16 protein-coding genes and 1 rRNA gene are annotated in these 19,111 nt (G+C 49.6%); 8 read left to right on the forward strand and 9 right to left on the reverse strand.

Translation table 11 applies throughout. From position 1 onward, the window contains the following. The 9 genes from AC0LWM_RS24500 to dnaA form a co-directional block, all read right to left on the reverse strand. A 16S ribosomal RNA gene (locus AC0LWM_RS24500) occupies positions 1–322 on the reverse strand; the annotation flags it as partial. 264 nt (positions 323–586) lie between these two features. Further along, on the reverse strand, positions 587–1,657 hold the full coding sequence (locus AC0LWM_RS24505) for an HD-GYP domain-containing protein (protein ID WP_474677637.1): 1,071 nt from the start codon (positions 1,655–1,657) through the stop codon (positions 587–589). A 77-nt stretch (positions 1,658–1,734) separates the two neighbouring features. Continuing rightward, positions 1,735–4,209 (reverse strand): DNA gyrase subunit A, encoded by a 2,475-nt coding sequence (gyrA, locus tag AC0LWM_RS24510; protein WP_474677638.1) that lies wholly within the window; start codon positions 4,207–4,209, stop codon positions 1,735–1,737. A 127-nt stretch (positions 4,210–4,336) separates the two neighbouring features. After that, the gene (gyrB, locus tag AC0LWM_RS24515) at positions 4,337–6,241 is read right to left on the reverse strand and encodes a DNA topoisomerase (ATP-hydrolyzing) subunit B (RefSeq protein ID WP_474677639.1); all 1,905 of its coding nucleotides are present in this window, start codon (positions 6,239–6,241) and stop codon (positions 4,337–4,339) included. 43 nt (positions 6,242–6,284) lie between these two features. Continuing rightward, positions 6,285–6,533 (reverse strand): extracellular matrix regulator RemB, encoded by a 249-nt coding sequence (remB, locus tag AC0LWM_RS24520; RefSeq protein WP_474677640.1) that lies wholly within the window; start codon positions 6,531–6,533, stop codon positions 6,285–6,287. A gap of 55 nt (positions 6,534–6,588) precedes the next feature. After that, a complete protein-coding gene (recF, locus tag AC0LWM_RS24525; protein ID WP_474677641.1) occupies positions 6,589–7,698 on the reverse strand; it encodes a DNA replication/repair protein RecF in 1,110 nt (369 codons plus the stop codon). Positions 7,699–7,701: 3 nt separating this feature from the next. After that, the gene (gene yaaA, locus AC0LWM_RS24530) at positions 7,702–7,920 is read right to left on the reverse strand and encodes a S4 domain-containing protein YaaA (RefSeq protein WP_474677642.1); all 219 of its coding nucleotides are present in this window, start codon (positions 7,918–7,920) and stop codon (positions 7,702–7,704) included. 22 nt (positions 7,921–7,942) lie between these two features. Next, positions 7,943–9,085, reverse strand: a complete 1,143-nt coding sequence (dnaN, locus tag AC0LWM_RS24535; protein ID WP_474677643.1) for a DNA polymerase III subunit beta — start codon at positions 9,083–9,085, stop codon at positions 7,943–7,945. A 197-nt stretch (positions 9,086–9,282) separates the two neighbouring features. Then, positions 9,283–10,638, reverse strand: a complete 1,356-nt coding sequence (gene dnaA, locus AC0LWM_RS24540; RefSeq protein ID WP_474677644.1) for a chromosomal replication initiator protein DnaA — start codon at positions 10,636–10,638, stop codon at positions 9,283–9,285. A gap of 536 nt (positions 10,639–11,174) precedes the next feature. Here dnaA and rpmH point away from each other — a divergent pair. From rpmH to noc, 8 genes are all read left to right on the forward strand, one after another. Next, a complete protein-coding gene (gene rpmH, locus AC0LWM_RS24545) occupies positions 11,175–11,309 on the forward strand; it encodes a 50S ribosomal protein L34 (RefSeq protein WP_474677645.1) in 135 nt (44 codons plus the stop codon). A gap of 126 nt (positions 11,310–11,435) precedes the next feature. Next, the gene (gene rnpA / locus AC0LWM_RS24550) at positions 11,436–11,777 is read left to right on the forward strand and encodes a ribonuclease P protein component (protein ID WP_474677646.1); all 342 of its coding nucleotides are present in this window, start codon (positions 11,436–11,438) and stop codon (positions 11,775–11,777) included. A 71-nt stretch (positions 11,778–11,848) separates the two neighbouring features. Next, a complete protein-coding gene (gene yidC, locus AC0LWM_RS24555) occupies positions 11,849–12,613 on the forward strand; it encodes a membrane protein insertase YidC (RefSeq protein ID WP_474677647.1) in 765 nt (254 codons plus the stop codon). Next, the gene (jag, locus tag AC0LWM_RS24560) at positions 12,610–13,227 is read left to right on the forward strand and encodes an RNA-binding cell elongation regulator Jag/EloR (protein WP_474677648.1); all 618 of its coding nucleotides are present in this window, start codon (positions 12,610–12,612) and stop codon (positions 13,225–13,227) included. Before yidC ends, jag begins: the two co-directional genes overlap by 4 nt. 151 nt (positions 13,228–13,378) lie before the next feature. Continuing rightward, a complete protein-coding gene (mnmE, locus tag AC0LWM_RS24565) occupies positions 13,379–14,755 on the forward strand; it encodes a tRNA uridine-5-carboxymethylaminomethyl(34) synthesis GTPase MnmE (RefSeq protein ID WP_474677770.1) in 1,377 nt (458 codons plus the stop codon). A 308-nt stretch (positions 14,756–15,063) separates the two neighbouring features. Next, complete coding sequence (gene mnmG / locus AC0LWM_RS24570; RefSeq protein ID WP_474677649.1) at positions 15,064–16,953, forward strand: tRNA uridine-5-carboxymethylaminomethyl(34) synthesis enzyme MnmG; 1,890 nt, start codon at positions 15,064–15,066, stop codon at positions 16,951–16,953. 7 nt (positions 16,954–16,960) lie between these two features. Next, entirely contained in the window at positions 16,961–17,689 is a 729-nt protein-coding gene (rsmG, locus tag AC0LWM_RS24575) for a 16S rRNA (guanine(527)-N(7))-methyltransferase RsmG (protein ID WP_474677650.1), read from the forward strand. A 495-nt stretch (positions 17,690–18,184) separates the two neighbouring features. After that, complete coding sequence (gene noc, locus AC0LWM_RS24580) at positions 18,185–19,000, forward strand: nucleoid occlusion protein (protein WP_474677651.1); 816 nt, start codon at positions 18,185–18,187, stop codon at positions 18,998–19,000. The last annotated feature ends 111 nt before the right edge of the window (positions 19,001–19,111 follow it).

Here is a 19,111-nt window from a genome sequence, read left to right on the forward strand (position 1 = left end):
CCCAGTGTGGCCGTTCACCCTCTCAGGTCGGCTACGCATCGTCGCCTTGGTGAGCCGTTACCTCACCAACTAGCTAATGCGCCGCAGGTCCATCTGTAAGCAGCAGATTACTCCGCTTTTCCAGCTCTCCTCATGCGGGGAAAGCTCCTATCCGGTCTTAGCTATCGTTTCCGATAGTTATCCCAGTCTTACAGGCAGGTTACCTACGTGTTACTCACCCGTCCGCCGCTAAGCTATCCCCGAAGGAATAACTCCGCTCGACTTGCATGTATTAGGCACGCCGCCAGCGTTCGTCCTGAGCCAGGATCAAACTCTCCATTAAAGAAAAGCTGATTTGTGCTCATTTTAAAACTTTGGCTTATTCGCTCGTTGTTCAGTTTTCAAAGAACAATTCGTTTCTTTTTTCGTTTATCGCCGTTTCATTGGCGACCTTTATAATATATCACATTCGCCTACTTCTTTGCAAGCTTTTTTTAAAAAACTTTTTCGAGGTGATTCAGAAACAAAAAATCTGTGATCCATCATCTTTACCTCCGAAGGGGCGAGAAATAATGTACCACAGATCGCTATACAATTGCAAGCTTTTTCAAATTTTGATTACATCTTGTATAAAAAGCTGCCTTTCGATCGTTAAATTGACGATCGTTCCATCGACATTCACCCATGGGCGGGTAGGATTCGCGCGATCGGAGAAGATGATTTCCCCAACGCGGTTATCGCTTAATCGGACGACCGTACCATTGTGGAACTGTGTTACGCGATGGATAAATGTCTGTACGAGCACAGGATCAAGCTTGCCGAACGATTCCGAGAAGATCTGCTCCAGCACGAGATAAGGCGAAGACGCATCCTTGTAGCTGCGTGAAGAGGTCATGGCATGAAATACATCGGCGATGGCTACAATACGGGCATACGTATGAATTTTGCCGTCTCCGACTCCTAACGGATACCCTGTTCCGTCCATTTTTTCATGATGCTGCAACGCAGCTAACTTAACCCCTTCATTCAGCGCGGGAACATTCTTCAGGATGTTATAACCGTAAATCGTATGCTTCCGGACTTCTTCCGCCTCCTCAGACGTCAGCTTGCCCGGTTTATTCAGAAGGGCTGGATCGACCTTCATATTCCCGATATCGTGAAATAAACCCGCGAGTGCGATTTGCATCAGGTCCTTCGGCGGCATGCTGTGCCACTTCGCCAATACATACGAGGTCAATGCAACCATGATGCCGTTATGATACATGTAATCGTGTTTATTCGCGTTTTTGGGTGCGAAGGTCAAAACGTTGTAGTAATCGATTTGGGCAATGAGCGCTTCCAGTTGTGTCCGAATGTCCAACATCGGAACGGGATGGCTGGAATTTGCGAAATTGAACCCTTTTTTCAGCAAAGCAAGCATCTTGTCGTATTCGGCATGGAATGGGTGCGGTGTTGGGTTCGCCTCTTCGCCAGCCTTTAATTCTTCCGCTTTGCCCTGATCTTCAAAACGCCCCTTTGATTCAACCGATACCGACGGTACGAGAAAAGCTTGCAATATTTCGATCTCGCGCAACGTGATGACTTTGCCCTTGTTGAACAGCACGCCTCCAAGCGAGGTATGGACATTCTGATCCAACTTTTCACCGGGCTTCAATTGTGATACGGGAACGATTGCCATCCATTCACACCTTCTTTTCGCCGAATTCCATCTTGCTGTAGAACATTCTCATCCAAAAATTAAGGAAAAGAAGCGAATTAAGATTCGCTTCCCTCTTCATCCTCTGCGTTTTCCGACAAATCGACCTCTTCGCTCTTTTCCGTTGGGCTAACTGTCGAAACCGTATCGTCTTCGCGTATATTGATTAACCGAACGCCCTGCGTATACCGGCCCATCGTGGAAATGCCGGACATGCTCATCCGGATCAATGTTCCCGAAGCGGTAATAATCATCAGATCGTCGTCGTTATTAACGACCTTCAGACAAACGACTGGGCCGTTCTTGGCCGTTACGTTTAGCGTCTTGATTCCTTTGCCGCCGCGCGACTGAACGCGGTATTCGTCCATTGGCGTCCGTTTGCCGTAGCCTTTCGACGTTACGATCAGTACGTCATCGTCGGTCGAGACAACGTCCATATCGATGACGGTGTCGCCTTCGTCCAATTGAATGCCTTTGACCCCGGTTGCGGAGCGGCCCATCGAACGCACGTCCTGTTCCGGGAATCGAATGGACATCCCTTGGCTCGTCCCCATAATAATTTCTTTGTTGCCGTCGGTCAGCTTGACGCCGATCAGATCGTCGTCCTCACGCAGTGTAATCGCGATCAGGCCGCCTTTGCGGATGTTGCCGTAATCGTCAAGCGGCGTTTTCTTAACGACGCCTTGTCTCGATGCGAAGAACAAATAATGCTCCGAATCGAAGCTTTGCACCGGAATGACCGCATTGACCGTTTCGCCCTGCTCGATCTGAATCAGGTTGATGATCGGCGTCCCTCTTGCCGTACGGCCGAGCTCCGGAATTTCGTACGCTTTGATCCGGTACACTTTGCCTTTGTTCGTAAAGAACATCAAATAATGGTGCGAGTTCGTTACGAATAAATGTTCCACGAAGTCGTTATCCTTCGTATCCATACCGATTACGCCTTTGCCGCCCCGCTTCTGGCTGCGGTAGGTCGTTAACGGCAGACGTTTGATGTATCCGGTATGCGTTACGGTCACGATAACTTCCTCTTGCGGAATCAAGTCCTCGTCCAGAATACTGTCTTCGCCGATCGTAATTTCCGTCCGGCGCTCGTCTCCGAATCGTTCCTTGATCTCGTTCAGCTCCGTGCTGATGATGTCCAGCACGAGCTGCTCGTCCGCGAGGATCGCTTTGTATTCGGCGATCTTCTGCAGCAATTCGGCATATTCGGCCTCGATTTTCTCGCGTTCCAAACCGGTCAGACGGCGCAGACGCATGTCCAAAATCGCCTGGGCCTGCTCGAACGATAAACCGAATCGGGACATTAACCCATCGCGTGCTTCTTCGTCGGTCTTTGAAGCGCGAATCAGCGCAATGACTTCATCCAAATGGTCAAGCGCGATGCGCAGCCCTTCCAAAATGTGAGCGCGCGCTTCCGCCTTGCGCAGGTCGAATTCCGTGCGGCGACGAATAACTTCGATCTGGTGCTGCAAATAATGATAAAGCACGTCCTTGAGATTCAACAGTTTCGGCTCGCGGTTAACGAGAGCGACCATGTTGATACCGAAGTTCGATTGCATCGCGGTATGCTTGTACAAATTGTTCAGAACGACGTTCGGATTCACGTCACGGCGAAGCTCGATCACGATGCGCATCCCGTTACGGTCCGATTCGTCGCGCAAATCGGTAATGCCGTCGATTTTCTTCTCGCGCACAAGCTCGGCGATTTTCTCGACCAAACGGGCTTTAATCACTTGATACGGCAGCTCGTGGACAATAATTCTCGCTTTGTTGTTGTTCTCTTCGATCGTTGCCTTGGCCCGCATCGTAACGGAGCCGCGACCGGTCGCGTAAGCTTGCTTGATGCCTTCCCGGCCGATAATATATCCGGATGTCGGGAAATCCGGGCCTTTAATATAATGCATCAGTTCCAGTGGAGTAATATCGGGATTACGCATGAATGCCTGCAATCCGTCAATAACCTCTCCTAGATTATGGGGCGGAATATTCGTCGCCATACCGACAGCAATACCCGATACGCCATTGACGAGCAGGTTCGGGAACCGTGCGGGAAGTACGGCCGGCTCTTGCTCTTCGCCGTCGTAGTTCGGTACGAAATCAACCGTCTCTTTGTTCAGGTCGCGTAGCATTTCGGACGAGATTTTGGACAGACGCGCCTCCGTATAACGCATTGCGGCCGCATAGTCGCCGTCAATCGATCCAAAGTTGCCATGCCCGTCTATAAGCATGTAACGAAGCGAGAAGTCTTGCGCCATCCGGACCATCGTATCATAAACAGCCGAATCGCCGTGCGGATGGTATTTACCGATAACTTCACCGACGATTCTCGCCGATTTTTTGTATGGTTTATCCGGCGCCATGCCAAGCTCCGACATCGCGTACAATATTCTGCGGTGCACCGGTTTTAATCCGTCCCTTACATCAGGCAGAGCGCGGCTGACGATAATGCTCATCGCATAGCTCATAAAGGAATCGCGCATTTCTACGCCGATATCCCGGTCTGTAATCTGGGAATGATTTTCTTCAGCCATGCTTCACCCCTCCTAAAAGTTTTGCGGAGCAAAACTATCTTCGTAAGCATCCGCTTAGTTTTGCGTAGCAAAACTATTTTCGTAAGCTATCACTAAAGTGCGTATTTCAATGCTGCATCTATTTATTTTAAAAATCGAGATCTCTAACAATATTTGCGTGCTGCTGAATAAACTCCCGCCGCGGCTCGACATTGTCGCCCATCAGCGTGTCGAACATCGCATCCGCCTCCATGGCGTCCTGGATCGTTACCTGCAGCATCGTGCGGCTCTCCGGATCCATCGTTGTTTCCCATAGCTGAGTCGCGTTCATCTCGCCGAGACCTTTGTAACGCTGTACGTTGACCTTTACGCCTTCTCCGAATTCCGCCAAAACTTCATCCCGTTCTTTTTCGCTTCCCGCATATCGAACCACTTTATTCCGCTCCAGCTTGAACAACGGCGGCTGAGCGATATAGACATAACCGCTTTCGATAATTTTGCGCATATAACGATAAAAGAACGTGAGCAGCAGCGTACGAATATGCGCTCCGTCGACGTCGGCATCGGTCATTATAATGACTTTGTGGTAACGTGCCTTCGTAATGTCGAAATCGTCGGCAATCCCCGTTCCGAGCGCCGTAATGATCGCGCGAATCTCGTCGTTGGACAAGATCCGATCTAAACGGGCTTTCTCTACGTTAAGGATTTTCCCTTTGAGCGGCAGAATCGCCTGGAAGTGACGATCGCGTCCTTGCTTCGCCGAGCCTCCGGCAGAATCACCTTCGACGAGGAATACTTCGCTGACTGAAGCATCCTTGGACGAGCAATCGGCTAGCTTGCCCGGAAGTGAGCTTACTTCCAGCGCACTCTTGCGCCGCGTCAGTTCGCGCGCTTTGCGGGCGGCTTCCCGGGCACGCGCAGCCTGCAGCCCCTTCTCCATAATCCGCTTGGAGACGGCCGGATTTTCGTTCAAGAACTCCTGGAACTTCTCCGCGAAGAACGATTCGACGATACCGCGGACTTCGCTGTTGCCAAGCTTCGTCTTCGTTTGTCCTTCAAATTGCGGCTCCGGAATCTTGACAGAAATGATCGCCGTCAAGCCTTCACGAACGTCGTCGCCGGACAAGTTGGAGTCGTTGTCTTTAATCATGTTCGTCTTGCGCGCATACTCGTTAATGATCCGGGTCAACGCGCTTTTGAAGCCGGACTCGTGCGTACCGCCTTCATGCGTGTTGATATTGTTCGCGAACGAATAAATGTTCTCGGTATAGCTGTCATTATACTGCAGCGCAACCTCGACTTGAATGTTATCCTTGGAGCCTTCGACATAAATCGGCGGCTGGTGCAACGGCTCGCGATTGCGGTTCAAATATTCGACGAACGAGATGATGCCGCCATCGTATTTGAAGTTGCCGGATGCGCCGGTGCGCTCATCCGTTAACGTAATTTCGATCCCTTTATTCAAAAAGGCAAGCTCGCGAATCCGTGCTTGCAGCGTATCGTATTCGTATTCGGTCGTATCCGTGAAAATTTCCGGATCCGGCTTAAACGTTACGGTCGTTCCCGTTTCTTCGGTTTCGCCGATCACTTTCACGTCATATTGCGGCACGCCTCTGCGATATTCCTGACGGTGGATTTTGCCGTTCAATTTGACCGTCACCACGACAAGTTCGGATAGCGCATTCACGACCGAAACGCCGACGCCGTGCAAACCGCCGGACACCTTGTAGCCTTCGCCGCCGAATTTGCCGCCTGCGTGCAAGACGGTCATGACGACTTCAAGCGTCGATTTTTTCAGCTTCGCGTTTTCGCCGACAGGGATCCCCCGCCCATTATCGATGACGGTAATGCTGTTATCCTGATGGACGATGACGTCGATTTTCGTGCAATAGCCGGCCAGCGCTTCGTCGATACTGTTGTCGACAACTTCCCATACGAGATGATGAAGACCTTTGCCGCTCGTCGAACCGATGTACATGCCGGGTCTTTTGCGAACCGCTTCAAGACCTTCGAGTACCTGTATCTGGCTTTCATCATAAGTATGCTCACTCATTTGCCTACCTCCATCTACTTCTTCTTATTCAGTATAGCACGGGTTAAGGCGCAACAAAATGATGGGCGCGCTTTTTCAACGTCGATGACGAGATTGGTGAATAGTATATTTTTTCAAGGGTGACGACGATGGACTTCGCTTCCTCTTCCCCGATCGTCTCCACGGTTTTGCTTTTGATCGCATGAGAAATAAATTGCTTGGACAGCTTGGACGATTGCTCTATCGATATATCAAAAATCGCTACGAGTTCCGCGGAACGAATAATTTTTTCCCCGCCAAGATGGATGTACATCGTTTGCCAACTCCTTCGCATAGGGTGCGCCTTAAGCCGGCGGCCGCCGTACGCCCTACAGTACTTTGCCTTGATCCACGTGGAACATATTCGCGCCTTGAAGCTTGTTCAAGTCAACGCTTTCGATGCCGGTCGTCGTAATAAACGTCTGCACCTTGCTCTGGAACGTTTCGATGAGCTGCGTCTGCCGATTCCGATCCAATTCGGACAATACGTCATCCAGCAGCAGTACCGGATATTCGCCGATTTCCTCGCCGATCAGCTCGATTTCCGCCAGCTTGAGCGACAAGGCGGTCGTCCGCTGCTGGCCTTGCGAGCCAAACGTTTGGGCAAACTTCCCATTAATGTAAAAGGACAGGTCATCGCGATGCGGTCCGACAAGCGTCATGCCGCGGCGCATTTCCTGATCCTGCATTTGTGATAACTTTACCATAAATCGGTCAGATAAAACAGCTTCATCTTCCAACGCGTCGTGCTCTAGCGACGGATTATAGACGATTTCGAGCCGTTCTTTGCCATTTGTTATGCCATCGTGAATTTTTTCCGCCCACACTTGCAGTTTTTTTATAAAGCTTTGCCTTTTTTTCATGATTTTAACACCGCTTGCCGCGAGCTGCTCATTCCAGACTTCCAACATGGCCGCGTTCAGGTTGTGCTGTTGGTACGACTGCTTCAAGTAGTTGTTGCGCTGCACTAAAATTTTCTGATATTGCTGCAGCTCGTACAAGTACGCGGGGTGAACCTGGCCGATCTCCATATCGAGAAAACGCCGCCGGATGCCGGGATTTCCTTTGACGATTTCTAGGTCCTCCGGGGCGAACATGACGACGTTTAACGATCCGATAAAATCGCTTAGTTTGCGCTGCTCGAGCCCGTTGATTTTCGCTTTTTTGCCTTGCGTCGAAATCGACAGGTCGAGCTTGCACAATCCGTATTTCTTATCCACCTCGCCCGAAAGATGGGCAACCGATTCATTCCAGCGAATCAGTTCTTTATCCTTCGACGTCCGGTGGGACTTGGTCAAGGCAAGAACCAGAATCGCTTCGAGCAAATTCGTCTTCCCTTGGGCGTTCGAGCCGATAAAAATATTAACCTTGTGGTCGGTACTAATCTCCAGTTGATCGTAATTGCGATAATCGCGTACGGTTAATCGTTTGAGGAACAAGGCTCATGCCTTCCTTTCGACCGCAAACTTCCCGCATCCGTCCACTTCGACGGTATCTCCGTGGTACAGCTTCCGGCCGCGGCGGTTTTCCGGCTCGCCGTTCACGATCACTTTCGTTTCCTGCAAAAAGAATTTGGCATGTCCGCCGGTCGAAATGCAGTCGGCCAGCTTCAGAAATTGCCCGAGCGTAATGTATTCCGTTTGAATCGCGATCGATTTCATGCCGCTTTCCTTCCTCTCCGCATCAATTCGTCGTTCGGTAAGGCAAAATGAGATGCTGGCTTTCGACATGATCCGTCGGCTTCACGATAATCGGCTTCATCGCGCCGGAAAATCCGAGATGAATCGACTCGCTGTCGATAACTTTGAGTACGTCCAGCATATATTTCGAGTTAAACGAAATTTTTAAGGGTTGTCCCGCATAATGCTTCGCTTCGACCTGCTCTGTTACTTTGCCGAGCTCCGACGAGCTCGACGAAATTTCGATCGTTCCGTTATCGAGCGTCTGCAGCCGTACGATGTTCGTTTTTTCCTCGCGTGACAATAGGTATGCCCGATCGATCGCATCGGTAAACTGCTTCGTGTCCATAATAAGTTCTGTTTCGAACGTTTGCGGAATAATCTTGGATGTATCCGGGTACGTGCCTTCCAGAATGCGCGAATAAAACAGCACATGGTCGACCTTGAACAGCACTTGATTGTCCGCGACGACGATATCGACGACCGTGTCTTGATCCGGAACGATTTTGCTAAGTTCATTCAGCGTTTTGCCGGAAATGACAACATTGCCGAATTGGATCTGCTCATCGGCTTGAATATTGGCTTGGCGGCTTGCGAGCCGGTGACGGTCGGTTGCAACGAACTTCAATTGGCTTCCTTTCAAATTCCACAAGACGCCCGTCAGAATCGGCGAAGATTCCGTCGTGGAAATCGCAAACACCGTTTGACGAATCATCGTTTTGAGCAGGTCGCCGGATACGGAAAATACATGGTTTTCCTCAATGCTTGGCAATACCGGATACTCCTCCGGATCGAGGCCTACCATCTGAATTTCGGTAGAACCGGAACGGATAAAGGTATGAAAATGCTCAATGACTTCGATTTCTACTTCTTGCGACGGCAGCTTCTTGACGATTTCCGAGAAAAATTTAGAAGGCAAAACGACGCTTCCCGTACGGATTATCTGTACAAGAACATCGTCGCCGGCTTCGGTCGGAATAAAGCTCTGAATCGATATATCGGTATCGCTGGCGGTTAACGTTACGCCGGAATGCGTCACATCGACCTTAATGCCGCTTAGAATCGGAATCGTCGTACGGCTGGACACCGCTTTGGATACATTCTGGATCGCTTCGTTCAATACGTTTTTTAAAATCGAAATTTTCATCGTGTCGCTCCTTAAGCCATATTCGTGATTCGTTCCGCCGAAGGTTCTAAAGTTATCCGCATGTGCATAGATTAATATAATATATATTTTTATTAGTAATCGTAGTAGGGACGTCTAATATGTGGATAACAAAGGCGAGACGGTATAGAAAAAGCCTATCCACATGTGAATAGTTTGTGCATAGGCTCCCCGGTTGTTCACGTTGGATTTTTTATTTTTTCCGTCAAATTATGAATGATTTTGTACAATTCCTGGTCCTGCTGCAGCACGCCCGTAATTTTCTCGTGGGCATGGATGACGGTCGTATGATCGCGTCCGCCGAACGCTTCGCCGATTTTGGGCAGCGAATAGTCGGTCAGCTCGCGTGCCAAATACATGGCGATTTGCCGCGGAAATGCGACGGCTTTCGTCCTTTTTCGCGCTTTGAAGTCTTCGATCTTGAGCCCGTACAGCTCGCCGACCTTCATCTGAATGTCCTGGATCGTAATCATCTTCGGCCGGCTGGACGGAATGATGTCCTTCAGCGCTTCCGCAGCCAGATGGGACGAGATATCGGCATTAATCAGCGAAGAATAAGCGACGACGCGAATAAGCGCGCCCTCCAGCTCACGGATGTTCGTATCGATTTGGTTGGCGATGTACGTCATCGCTTCGTTCGGAATATCGAGGTTCTCCGCTTTCGCCTTCTTGCGCAGAATGGCGATCCGCGTCTCGAGATCCGGCGGTTGGATGTCGGTCGTCAGACCCCATTCGAACCGGGATCGGAGTCGGTCTTCCAGCGTCGGAATTTCTTTCGGCGGCCGGTCGCTCGAGATGATGATCTGCTTGTTCTCTTCGTGCAGCGCGTTAAACGTATGGAAAAACTCCTCCTGCGTCTGCTCCTTGCCGGCCAAAAACTGAATGTCGTCGATCAATAATATATCGATGTTCCGGTACTTGTTCCGGAAGCTTTCGCCCTTGTTGTCGCGGATCGCATTGATGAATTCGTTCGTAAATTTCTCCGACGAAATATAAAGCACGCGGCTATTCGGGTTATGCTCCAAAATGTAGTGCCCGATCGCGTGCATAAGGTGCGTTTTGCCTAATCCCACGCCCCCATACAAAAAGAGCGGATTGTACGATTTGGCCGGAGCTTCGGCGACGGCCAGCGAGGCGGCATGCGCGAACCGGTTATTGACGCCGATGACGAACGTATCGAACGTATATTTGGGATTTAGCATATTATAGAACGGCTCGTCCGCAGCGGCGGCAGCCGGCTTCGCGATCTGAACCTGCGGCTGCTGTACGGCGACGTCCGGCGACTTCGTATCTTCAATAAACTGCACTTCGACCTGGCGGTCGAGCAGCTCGAATACCGTCTCGCGAACCATCTTCGTATAACGGTTCTGCAGCCATTCCACTGCAAACGTCGAGGGCGCCGTGATGACGAGTTTCTCATCATTGAATACAGCAACCCTTGTCGATTTGAACCATGTATCGAAGCTTGGTTTGCTCAATTTGGTCTGAATTAAAGACAGCACTTGCTGCCATAATTCGTAATTATGGCCATCCACAGGTACGTTCATCTCCTTCAAAGTAATGACAAAGGTGCGGTACGGCGCATGCCGCAAATAGATGAGGAATATCGAATGGTGTCGAAAATATCCACAATGCTCAGAGAATTCTTGAGGAACTTATACATAGGGATGAACTTTGTTCACAATCTTATCCACAGGCTGTTAATAACATTGAGGAAAAATCGGAGCCGCCCACAATCAAAACACTATCATCATAGCAGATAAACCCTTATTTTTCAACGAATCGCCTGTTTTTATCCACATATTCAACAGGTTGTGTATATTTTTTATCTACACCACTACATATTGTTTATAATTTGTTGAGGACCGACCTTTTTCGCCAGCGCTTCGATTTTTTTATACACAGTTCGCGCTCTGTTGATAATTTTCCTGTTCATTTTTACTTATGCACATGTTCCTAAAAAGTGGCACGAGGATCGCCCAGCTTTTGTTTGACTTTTGGAACCGAACATGGTTTAATGTATAAAGGTGTTTTATGCGTAACGTATTACCTGTGAGGGGGTGCATTCTAAATGAGACCGACGTTTAAACCGAATGTCAGCAAGCGCAAAAAAGTACACGGTTTCCGTAAGAGAATGAGCACGAAGAACGGACGTAAAGTCCTGAGCGCTCGTCGTCAAAAAGGAAGAAAAGTACTGAGTGCGTAACCGAACGAGACCACGGCATGTGGTCTTTTTTAGTATAAAAAGGTCGATTTTGCCCAAGTATAATAATGGATAAAGAAACGTTGATCGTAATCCGAGTCCGTTTCAAGACTAGACGGAGAGTTGCCCTTGCAAAAACAATTGCGTTTAAGCCGTAGAGAAGATTTCAGCAAAGTGTACAAGTTCGGCAAATCGGTGGCCAATCATCAATTGGTGCTGTACGTGCTGCCGAATAAGGAAGCGAATCCGTTCCGGGTCGGCATTTCCGCCAGCAAAAAAATAGGCAATGCGGTCGTCCGCAACCACATGCGCCGTTTGCTCAAAGAGATTATGCGGCTGCACGAAGCCGAAATCGCGGAGCACTTCGATTTGGTGTTTATCGTCCGCAAGCCGGCCGTTTCCATGGAGTACGCACAGCTCGAAAAAAGCGTGTTTCATCTATTAAGGAAAGCTTCTCTCTTGAAAAGGTGAGGCTGTTTCTTTGTTGTCTAACATATGGTATAGTTTAGTATGGATATGGACGGTTCAGAGAGGAGTTTTGCATGTTGTCTCGAAAGAATTCGCGGAAATGGTACGTACTCGCGGCTCTTGTTCTGCTAGTATTGTTCCTGTCAGGCTGCACACAGAGCGGCCATACGACGACAACCGAAGGATTGGCCCAGGGCAACTTCTGGGAGAAAAATGTCGTTTACTATTTCGCTTTAATGTTGGATACGTTTGCAAACTGGTTCTGGGGGCAATACGGTTTATCGATCCTGTTGCTCACGGTTATCGTTCGCTCGCTTATTTTGCCGTTGACGATCAAGCAAGTGCGCAGCTCGAAAGCGATGCAAGCTTTGCAGCCTGAATTGAAGAAATTGAAAGAGAAGTATAAGGACGATGCGAAGAAACAGCAGGAAGAAACGATGAAGCTGTTCCAGAAGCATCAGGTTAACCCGCTAGCCGGATGTTTGCCGCTTATTATTCAAATGCCGGTGTTTATTGCGCTTTACAACGCGATTTACACAAGCCAGGTCATTCGGGAACATAGTTTCCTATGGCTGAAGCTGGGCGAACCGGATCATCTGTACATTTTGCCGGTTATCGCTGCGGCAACGACGTTCATTCAATCGAAAATGATGGCGTCGCAGGCGGCACCTCAGATGAAAGGGCTCATGTTTATTTTCCCGGTGCTGATTTTCGTTATGGCCCTGAACTTCCCGGCGGCGCTGCCGCTTTATTGGATCTACAGCAACATCTTCACGATCGTGCAAAACTATTTCCTGTATGGAGGCTCTAAGCAGAACAAGGAGGTTCCTTCGAAGTGAAGAAAATTGTCGTATCGGGTAAAACGGTAGAAGATGCATTGAAGAATGGGTTAGCACAATGGAATACGACCGAAGACCGCGTGAAATTGACGGTGCTGGAGCAACCGTCGAAAGGGTTGTTCGGCCTGATCGGTTCGAAAGACGCCAAAGTCGAGCTAGAGTATATTCCGGATGCCGTCGAAGAAACGATCTTGTTTTTGCAAAACGTATGTCAAGCGATGGATATTGACGTTTCCGTAGAAAAGCAAGAAGACAAAGACGGTGTTATTCTGAATTTGACCGGCAAGGAGCTTGGCATGCTGATCGGCCGCCGCGGCCAAACGCTTGACTCGCTGCAGTATTTGGTCAATATTGTCGCTAACCGTTATTCCGATTCCTATCTTCGTATCGTGCTCGATGCGGAAAATTTTCGAAATCGCCGTAAAAAGACGTTGGAGGAACTGTCCGACCGGCTGGCAAGCCGTGTGATCCGAACGCGGAAAGAGGTCGTGCTTGAGCCGATGTCGCCGCAGGAGCGGAAAATCATTCACGCCCAGCTGCAGGACCATCCGAAGGTGAAGACGTACAGCAAGGGCGAAGATCCTAACCGCAGAATCGTCATTACGATGCGATAATGCGCACATGATGAAATGCAATGACTTCGCGCATGCGACGCAGTCATTGCATTTTTTGTATATACCAAGAGGAGCTTGTCGTTCAAGTTCGACTCATAGAGAAAGTAACGGTTGGCAAGCCTATGGAATGGAAGGAAAAGAGGTGGAGCGGATGATGTACGATACGATAGCGGCCATTTCGACGGCCGTCGGCGAAGGCGGCATCGCGATTATACGCGTGAGCGGTCCCGAGTCGATCGTTCGCGTGGATGGCATTTTCAAATCGAAAGAAAAACTGACGGATGCGGCTTCGCATACGGTGCATTATGGACACATTGTCGACCCGGAGCGGAACGAGCGGATTGAAGAGGTGCTTGTCACGTTGATGCGGGCGCCGAGATCGTTTACGATGGAGGATGTCGTCGAGATTAGCTGCCACGGCGGGGTCATCTCGGTTAAGAAGGTGATGGACCTGCTGCTGCGCCAAGGGGTTCGGCTGGCCGAGCCGGGCGAATTCACGAAACGCGCGTTCCTGAATGGGCGCATCGACTTGTCGCAGGCGGAAGCGGTTATCGACTTGATCCGGTCGAAGTCGGACCGGGCGTTTTCGGTGGCGCTGAAGCAGGTGGAAGGCGTATTGTCGAATCGGATCAAAGAACTGCGGCATATATTAATCGAATTGATGGCGCATGTCGAGGTGAATATCGACTATCCGGAGCACGATGTCGAATCGATGACGGCGTCGCTTATTCAAGATAAATGCAATATCGTTATGGCCCAAATCGACGAATTGCTGAGAACCGCGAATGAGGGCAAAATCCTTCGCGAAGGGATCGTTACCGCGATTATCGGGCGGCCGAATGTCGGCAAATCGTCGCTGCTCAATGCGCTCGCGCAGGAGAATAAGGCGATCGTAACCGATATTCCCGGAACGACGCGAGACGTGATCGAGGAATATGTTACGCTTGGCGGCATTCCGCTCAAACTGCTGGATACGGCGGGAATGAGGGAAACGTCGGATATTGTCGAACAAATCGGCGTAGAAAAATCGAAGAGTGCGCTGGCCGAAGCGGACCTGATTCTGCTTGTGATCAACGGGAACGAGCCATTGCATGAGGATGAGCTTCAGTTGATCGAGCAGGTGAAGGATCGGCAATCCATCGTGATCGTGAACAAAAGCGATCTGCCGCGGCAAGTCGATATGGATGCGGTCTATGCGGCATTCCCGCAAGAGTGCGTCGTGCTTGCGGCGGTGCGGGAGCAGAAAGGCATGCGTGACCTGGAGCAGGCGATTTCTTCGTTGTTTTTCAGCGGCAAGCTGGAGTCGAACGATTTGACTTATGTGAGCAATGTCCGGCATATTCATTTGCTGCGCGCGGCATATACTTCACTCAAGGATGCATATGAGGCGGCTGAAATGCGGGTCCCGATCGACATGATCCAAATCGACCTACGAAGCGCCTGGGAATCGCTTGGCGAAGTGATCGGCGATGCGGTAGGAGACTCGCTCATCGATCAAATTTTCTCCCAATTTTGTCTGGGTAAATAGATGTAGGGATGACGGGAAGTAAAGAGGAGTAGGGGGAGAGAAGGAAAGTTGTAGCGCGCAATTGTCTTGTCTAGTGAAATTCAGTTTCACTCTGTGAAGACTTTGTGTAGGATGTTCTTTTCTTTCTTTCTTCTTGGCAAGAAAAATGTTATCCACTTGTGAATAAGTTTCCGAAATAAACGGTTGAATTTATCCGCAGGGATGGTGTTGACATACTTGTCCGACTGTGGACAACGATAAATTATCGATAGGATGTATCCTATCAACAATTGTTTTGCAGCATGCAAAACGTTAAGGAGGGTTTAATCATGGGATATCTGGCAGGGGAATACGATGTCATCGTCATCGGCGCGGGCCACGCAGGCTGCGAAGCGGCATTGGCATCGGCGCGGATGGGCTGCGAAACGCTGCTGCTCACGATCAATCTGGACATGGTGGCTTTTATGCCGTGTAATCCGTCGATCGGCGGACCGGCCAAAGGCCATGTCGTTCGCGAAATTGACGCGCTCGGCGGAGAGATGGGGCGCAATATCGACAAAACGTTCATTCAGTTGCGGATGTTGAACACAGGGAAGGGACCTGCCGTTCACGCATTGCGCGCACAAGCGGACAAATTCATGTACCAGCACGTGATGAAGAAAACGATCGAGGAGACCGATCATTTGACTTTGCGTCAGGGGATGGCGGAAGAGCTCATCGTAGAAGACGGCGTATGCGTTGGCATCGTGACGAAGACGGGGGCCGAATACCGCGCCAAGTCCATCGTTGTGACGACGGGCACGTATTTGCGCGGCAAAATCATTATGGGCGAATTGATGTACGAGAGCGGGCCGAACAATCAACAGCCGTCTCTGAAATTGTCGGAGAGCTTGCGCAATATCGGTCTTAAGCTTGTTCGTTTCAAAACCGGAACGCCGCCGCGGGTGCACAAAGATACGATCGATTTTTCGAAAACGGAAATTCAGCCCGGCGACGACAATCCGAAATTTTTCTCGTATGAAACGACCTCGTCGACGAATGAGCAAATTCCATGTTGGCTGACGTATACCTCGGAAACGACGCATCAGATCATCAGCGATAATCTGCATCGTGCGCCGATGTTCTCGGGAGCGATCGAAGGAGCGGGGCCGAAATATTGCCCGTCGATCGAAGACAAAATCGTACGGTTCAGCGATAAGCCGAAGCATCAGATCTTCCTGGAGCCGGAAGGACGCCATACGTCGGAATATTATGTCCAAGGCTTGTCGACAAGTATGCCGGAGGATGTGCAGTTGAGCATTTTGCGTTCCATACCGGGGCTTGAAAAAGTCGAAATGATGCGAACCGGCTATGCCATCGAATACGATGCCGTCGTTCCGACGCAATTGTGGCCGACACTGGAGACGAAAGTGCTGCCGAACTTGTTCACGGCAGGACAAATCAACGGCACGTCGGGTTATGAGGAAGCGGCAGGGCAGGGCATCATGGCCGGCATCAATGCGGCGCGCAAAGCGCAAGGCAGGGATGGGGTCGTCATCGACCGTTCGCAAGGCTATATCGGCGTCATGATCGACGATCTCGTGACGAAGGGAACAAACGAGCCTTACCGGCTGCTCACATCGCGTGCCGAGTACCGGCTGCTGCTGCGTCATGACAATGCGGATTTGCGGCTGACGCCGATCGGTTACGATATCGGTTTGATCACGCAAGAGCGCTTTGATCGTTTTATGCATAAAAAAGAGATGGTAGATCAAGAAATCGAACGCCTGAAAACGACCAAAGTTCGTCCGGAGGAAACGATCCAGCAAATCTTGACTGAAGCGGGCAGCGTTGTTCTCAATAACGCGGTCGATCTGATCTCGCTGCTTCGCCGTCCGGAAGTGACGTATGCACATATCGAGCGGATGTCGCCGTCGCAGGCTGAATTGACGGATGAAATGAAGGAGCAGGTCGAAATCCAGATCAAATATTCCGGCTACATCGAAAAACAGCTGTTGCATGTGGAACGGCTGCAGAAGATGGAGAAAAAGCGGATTCCCGAGGATATCGTATATAAGGACATTCACGGATTGGCGAATGAGGCAAAAACAAACCTCGAACAAATTCGCCCGATCTCGATCGGCCAGGCTTCCCGGATCGCCGGCGTAACGCCTGCGGATATTTCCATATTGCTCGTCTATCTCGAACATTACAACCGCGTGACCGCGGCAAGAGGGTAAACTAACGATGGATCAAACCTATACATTATTTAGCGGTATGCTTTCCGAACAGGGTATTGCTATAAGCGGTCAGCAATGGCAGCAGTTCGAGACATACTACAAGCTGCTCGTCGAATGGAACGAAAAAATGAATTTGACGGGAATAACGGAAAGAGAGCAGGTGTACGTAAAACATTTTTACGACTCTGCTTCCCTTTCTTTCTTTTTGCCTATGAATGAAGTCCATACGATGGCGGACATCGGCTCGGGGGCTGGGTTTCCAAGCCTTCCGTTAAAAATATTGTTTCCGCATATCGATGTCATGATCGTCGACTCGCTCAACAAACGCATTCAATTTCTTACCCACCTTGTCGGCGAACTCGGACTTACCGGGGTGACATGCGTGCATGGCCGGGCGGAGGATGTTGCCCGTAACCCGAACTATCGGGATAAGTTTGACCTCGTCACTGCAAGAGCGGTAGCCCGATTAAACGTGTTAGCCGAATTTTGCATGCCGTTTGCTCGGAAGGGCGGCAAGTTTGTTGCGATGAAGGGTTCGGATCCGACCGAGGAAATTACGGAAGCAGGCTATAGCTTGAAGCAGCTGAACGGCAAATTAGAGCATGTTCATCCTTTTACGCTTCCGATTGAACAATCGAGTCGACACATTATCGTTGTTCACAAAAATGACAATACTCCAGCAAAATACCCGCGCAAAGCGGGAATTCCTCTAAAAATGCCGTTAATCGGCCGTTGAATGTTCCACGTGAAACATTATTTTTAGGAAGTCTCATGAGGTCAAGCAGGAAATCGAAACAATCGTGGAGAATTAATAAAGTGATAGCAACTTGACTAACTAGACGATGTGTGTGGGCAGGATAAACGGTGATTGTAGTCATATACAACTTTCACCCTATACAGATCTTCATTTCCTAAATAAACGGTTCGCTTCATAAATGGCGATTGCCGTTTATTCTTGGCGCATTCGTTTGTGGCACTTCTCTTTTTTTCTTCAAAATGATAGGGTCATAGTAACTCTGATGGTGTCATCGGTCTTATGCTCTTCCGTTGAAGAAAAAGCTTGAGTAAACGCATACTTTCAAACGTGGTTTGCAGTGAAACGTTCGGCACGGCATAACATGGGGTACGTATCCATGTACCGCTGACTGCCTAATTTGTGAGCCTATTGGCGAATATCTCGGTGACACAAACGGTTTTGTATCTTACATAATGTCGGGTGGTAGCAAACGGTATGAAGGAGCAATTATCGAAATTGTTTGGTTTAACGGAGAAGACGAATACGGACGAAGTAAAAAGCATACCGGTAGCTGACATTGTACCGAGTCCGTATCAGCCTCGTACGATATTTGATGACGAGCGGATCGATGAATTGTGCCAAACGATAAAAACGCATGGCGTCATTCAACCGATCGTCGTACGAATCCGTAACGGCCGTCATGAGATTATTGCCGGTGAACGGCGATGGAGAGCGGTCAAAAAACTTGGACTGGAATCGATCCCTGCCATTGTCCGCGAATTTAACGATTCGCAAGCAGCGTCGATTGCGTTAATTGAAAATCTTCAGCGTGAAGGGTTAACGGCTCTTGAAGAAGCGATTGCTTATCAGAAGTTGATTGAGCTTCACGATTTAACGCAAGAAAGCTTAGCACAGCGATTAGGAAAAAGTCAGTCGACTATCGCCAATAAATTACGGCTGCTGAATTTGTCGGAGCCGGTCAAGAACGCCTTGCTCGATCGCAGCATTACGGAGCGGCACGCAAGAGCGCTTCTTGCATTAGAATCGGAAGACCTTCAGGTGAAAGTTCTGAAGGATGTTGTCGAGAAAGAGCTCAATGTCAAGCAGACGGAAGCTCGGGTCAATTTCTATAAAGAAGCGGCGAAGATTAAGAAATCGAAGCGGGTTTCTTTTACAAAAGATGTCCGTCTTGCCGTCAATACGATTCGTCAATCGGTTGAATTGGTGTCGGGCTCCGGACTGCACATCAAAACGGCCGAGCAGGATCATGAAGATCATTACGAGATCGTGATTCGTATACCGAAACGATAGGCCGAATTACAATATATGTAACGCTGAGAAAGCGGCATCGACCGCTTTTCTGTCGTTTGTGCGGTTTTCATCGGTAAGAACGCGCCGATTCAGTCGGCGCAAGTCGTTTAT

The sequence above is a fragment of the Paenibacillus sp. sgz302148 genome, assembly GCF_056120465.1.

Bases quoted from the DNA above. Each gene is read 5' to 3' on its own strand.
- AC0LWM_RS24505 (WP_474677637.1), bottom strand. From the start codon at position 1,657: ATGGCAATCGTTCCCGTATCACAATTGAAGCCCGGTGAAAAGTTGGAT.
- gyrA (WP_474677638.1), bottom strand. From the start codon at position 4,209: ATGGCTGAAGAAAATCATTCCCAGATTACAGACCGGGATATCGGCGTA.
- gyrB (WP_474677639.1), bottom strand. From the start codon at position 6,241: ATGAGTGAGCATACTTATGATGAAAGCCAGATACAGGTACTCGAAGGT.
- remB (WP_474677640.1), bottom strand. From the start codon at position 6,533: ATGTACATCCATCTTGGCGGGGAAAAAATTATTCGTTCCGCGGAACTC.
- yaaA (WP_474677642.1), bottom strand. From the start codon at position 7,920: ATGAAATCGATCGCGATTCAAACGGAATACATTACGCTCGGGCAATTT.
- dnaN (WP_474677643.1), bottom strand. From the start codon at position 9,085: ATGAAAATTTCGATTTTAAAAAACGTATTGAACGAAGCGATCCAGAAT.
- rpmH (WP_474677645.1), top strand. From the start codon at position 11,175: ATGAGACCGACGTTTAAACCGAATGTCAGCAAGCGCAAAAAAGTACAC.
- yidC (WP_474677647.1), top strand. From the start codon at position 11,849: ATGTTGTCTCGAAAGAATTCGCGGAAATGGTACGTACTCGCGGCTCTT.
- mnmE (WP_474677770.1), top strand. From the start codon at position 13,379: ATGATGTACGATACGATAGCGGCCATTTCGACGGCCGTCGGCGAAGGC.
- mnmG (WP_474677649.1), top strand. From the start codon at position 15,064: ATGGGATATCTGGCAGGGGAATACGATGTCATCGTCATCGGCGCGGGC.
- rsmG (WP_474677650.1), top strand. From the start codon at position 16,961: ATGGATCAAACCTATACATTATTTAGCGGTATGCTTTCCGAACAGGGT.
- noc (WP_474677651.1), top strand. From the start codon at position 18,185: ATGAAGGAGCAATTATCGAAATTGTTTGGTTTAACGGAGAAGACGAAT.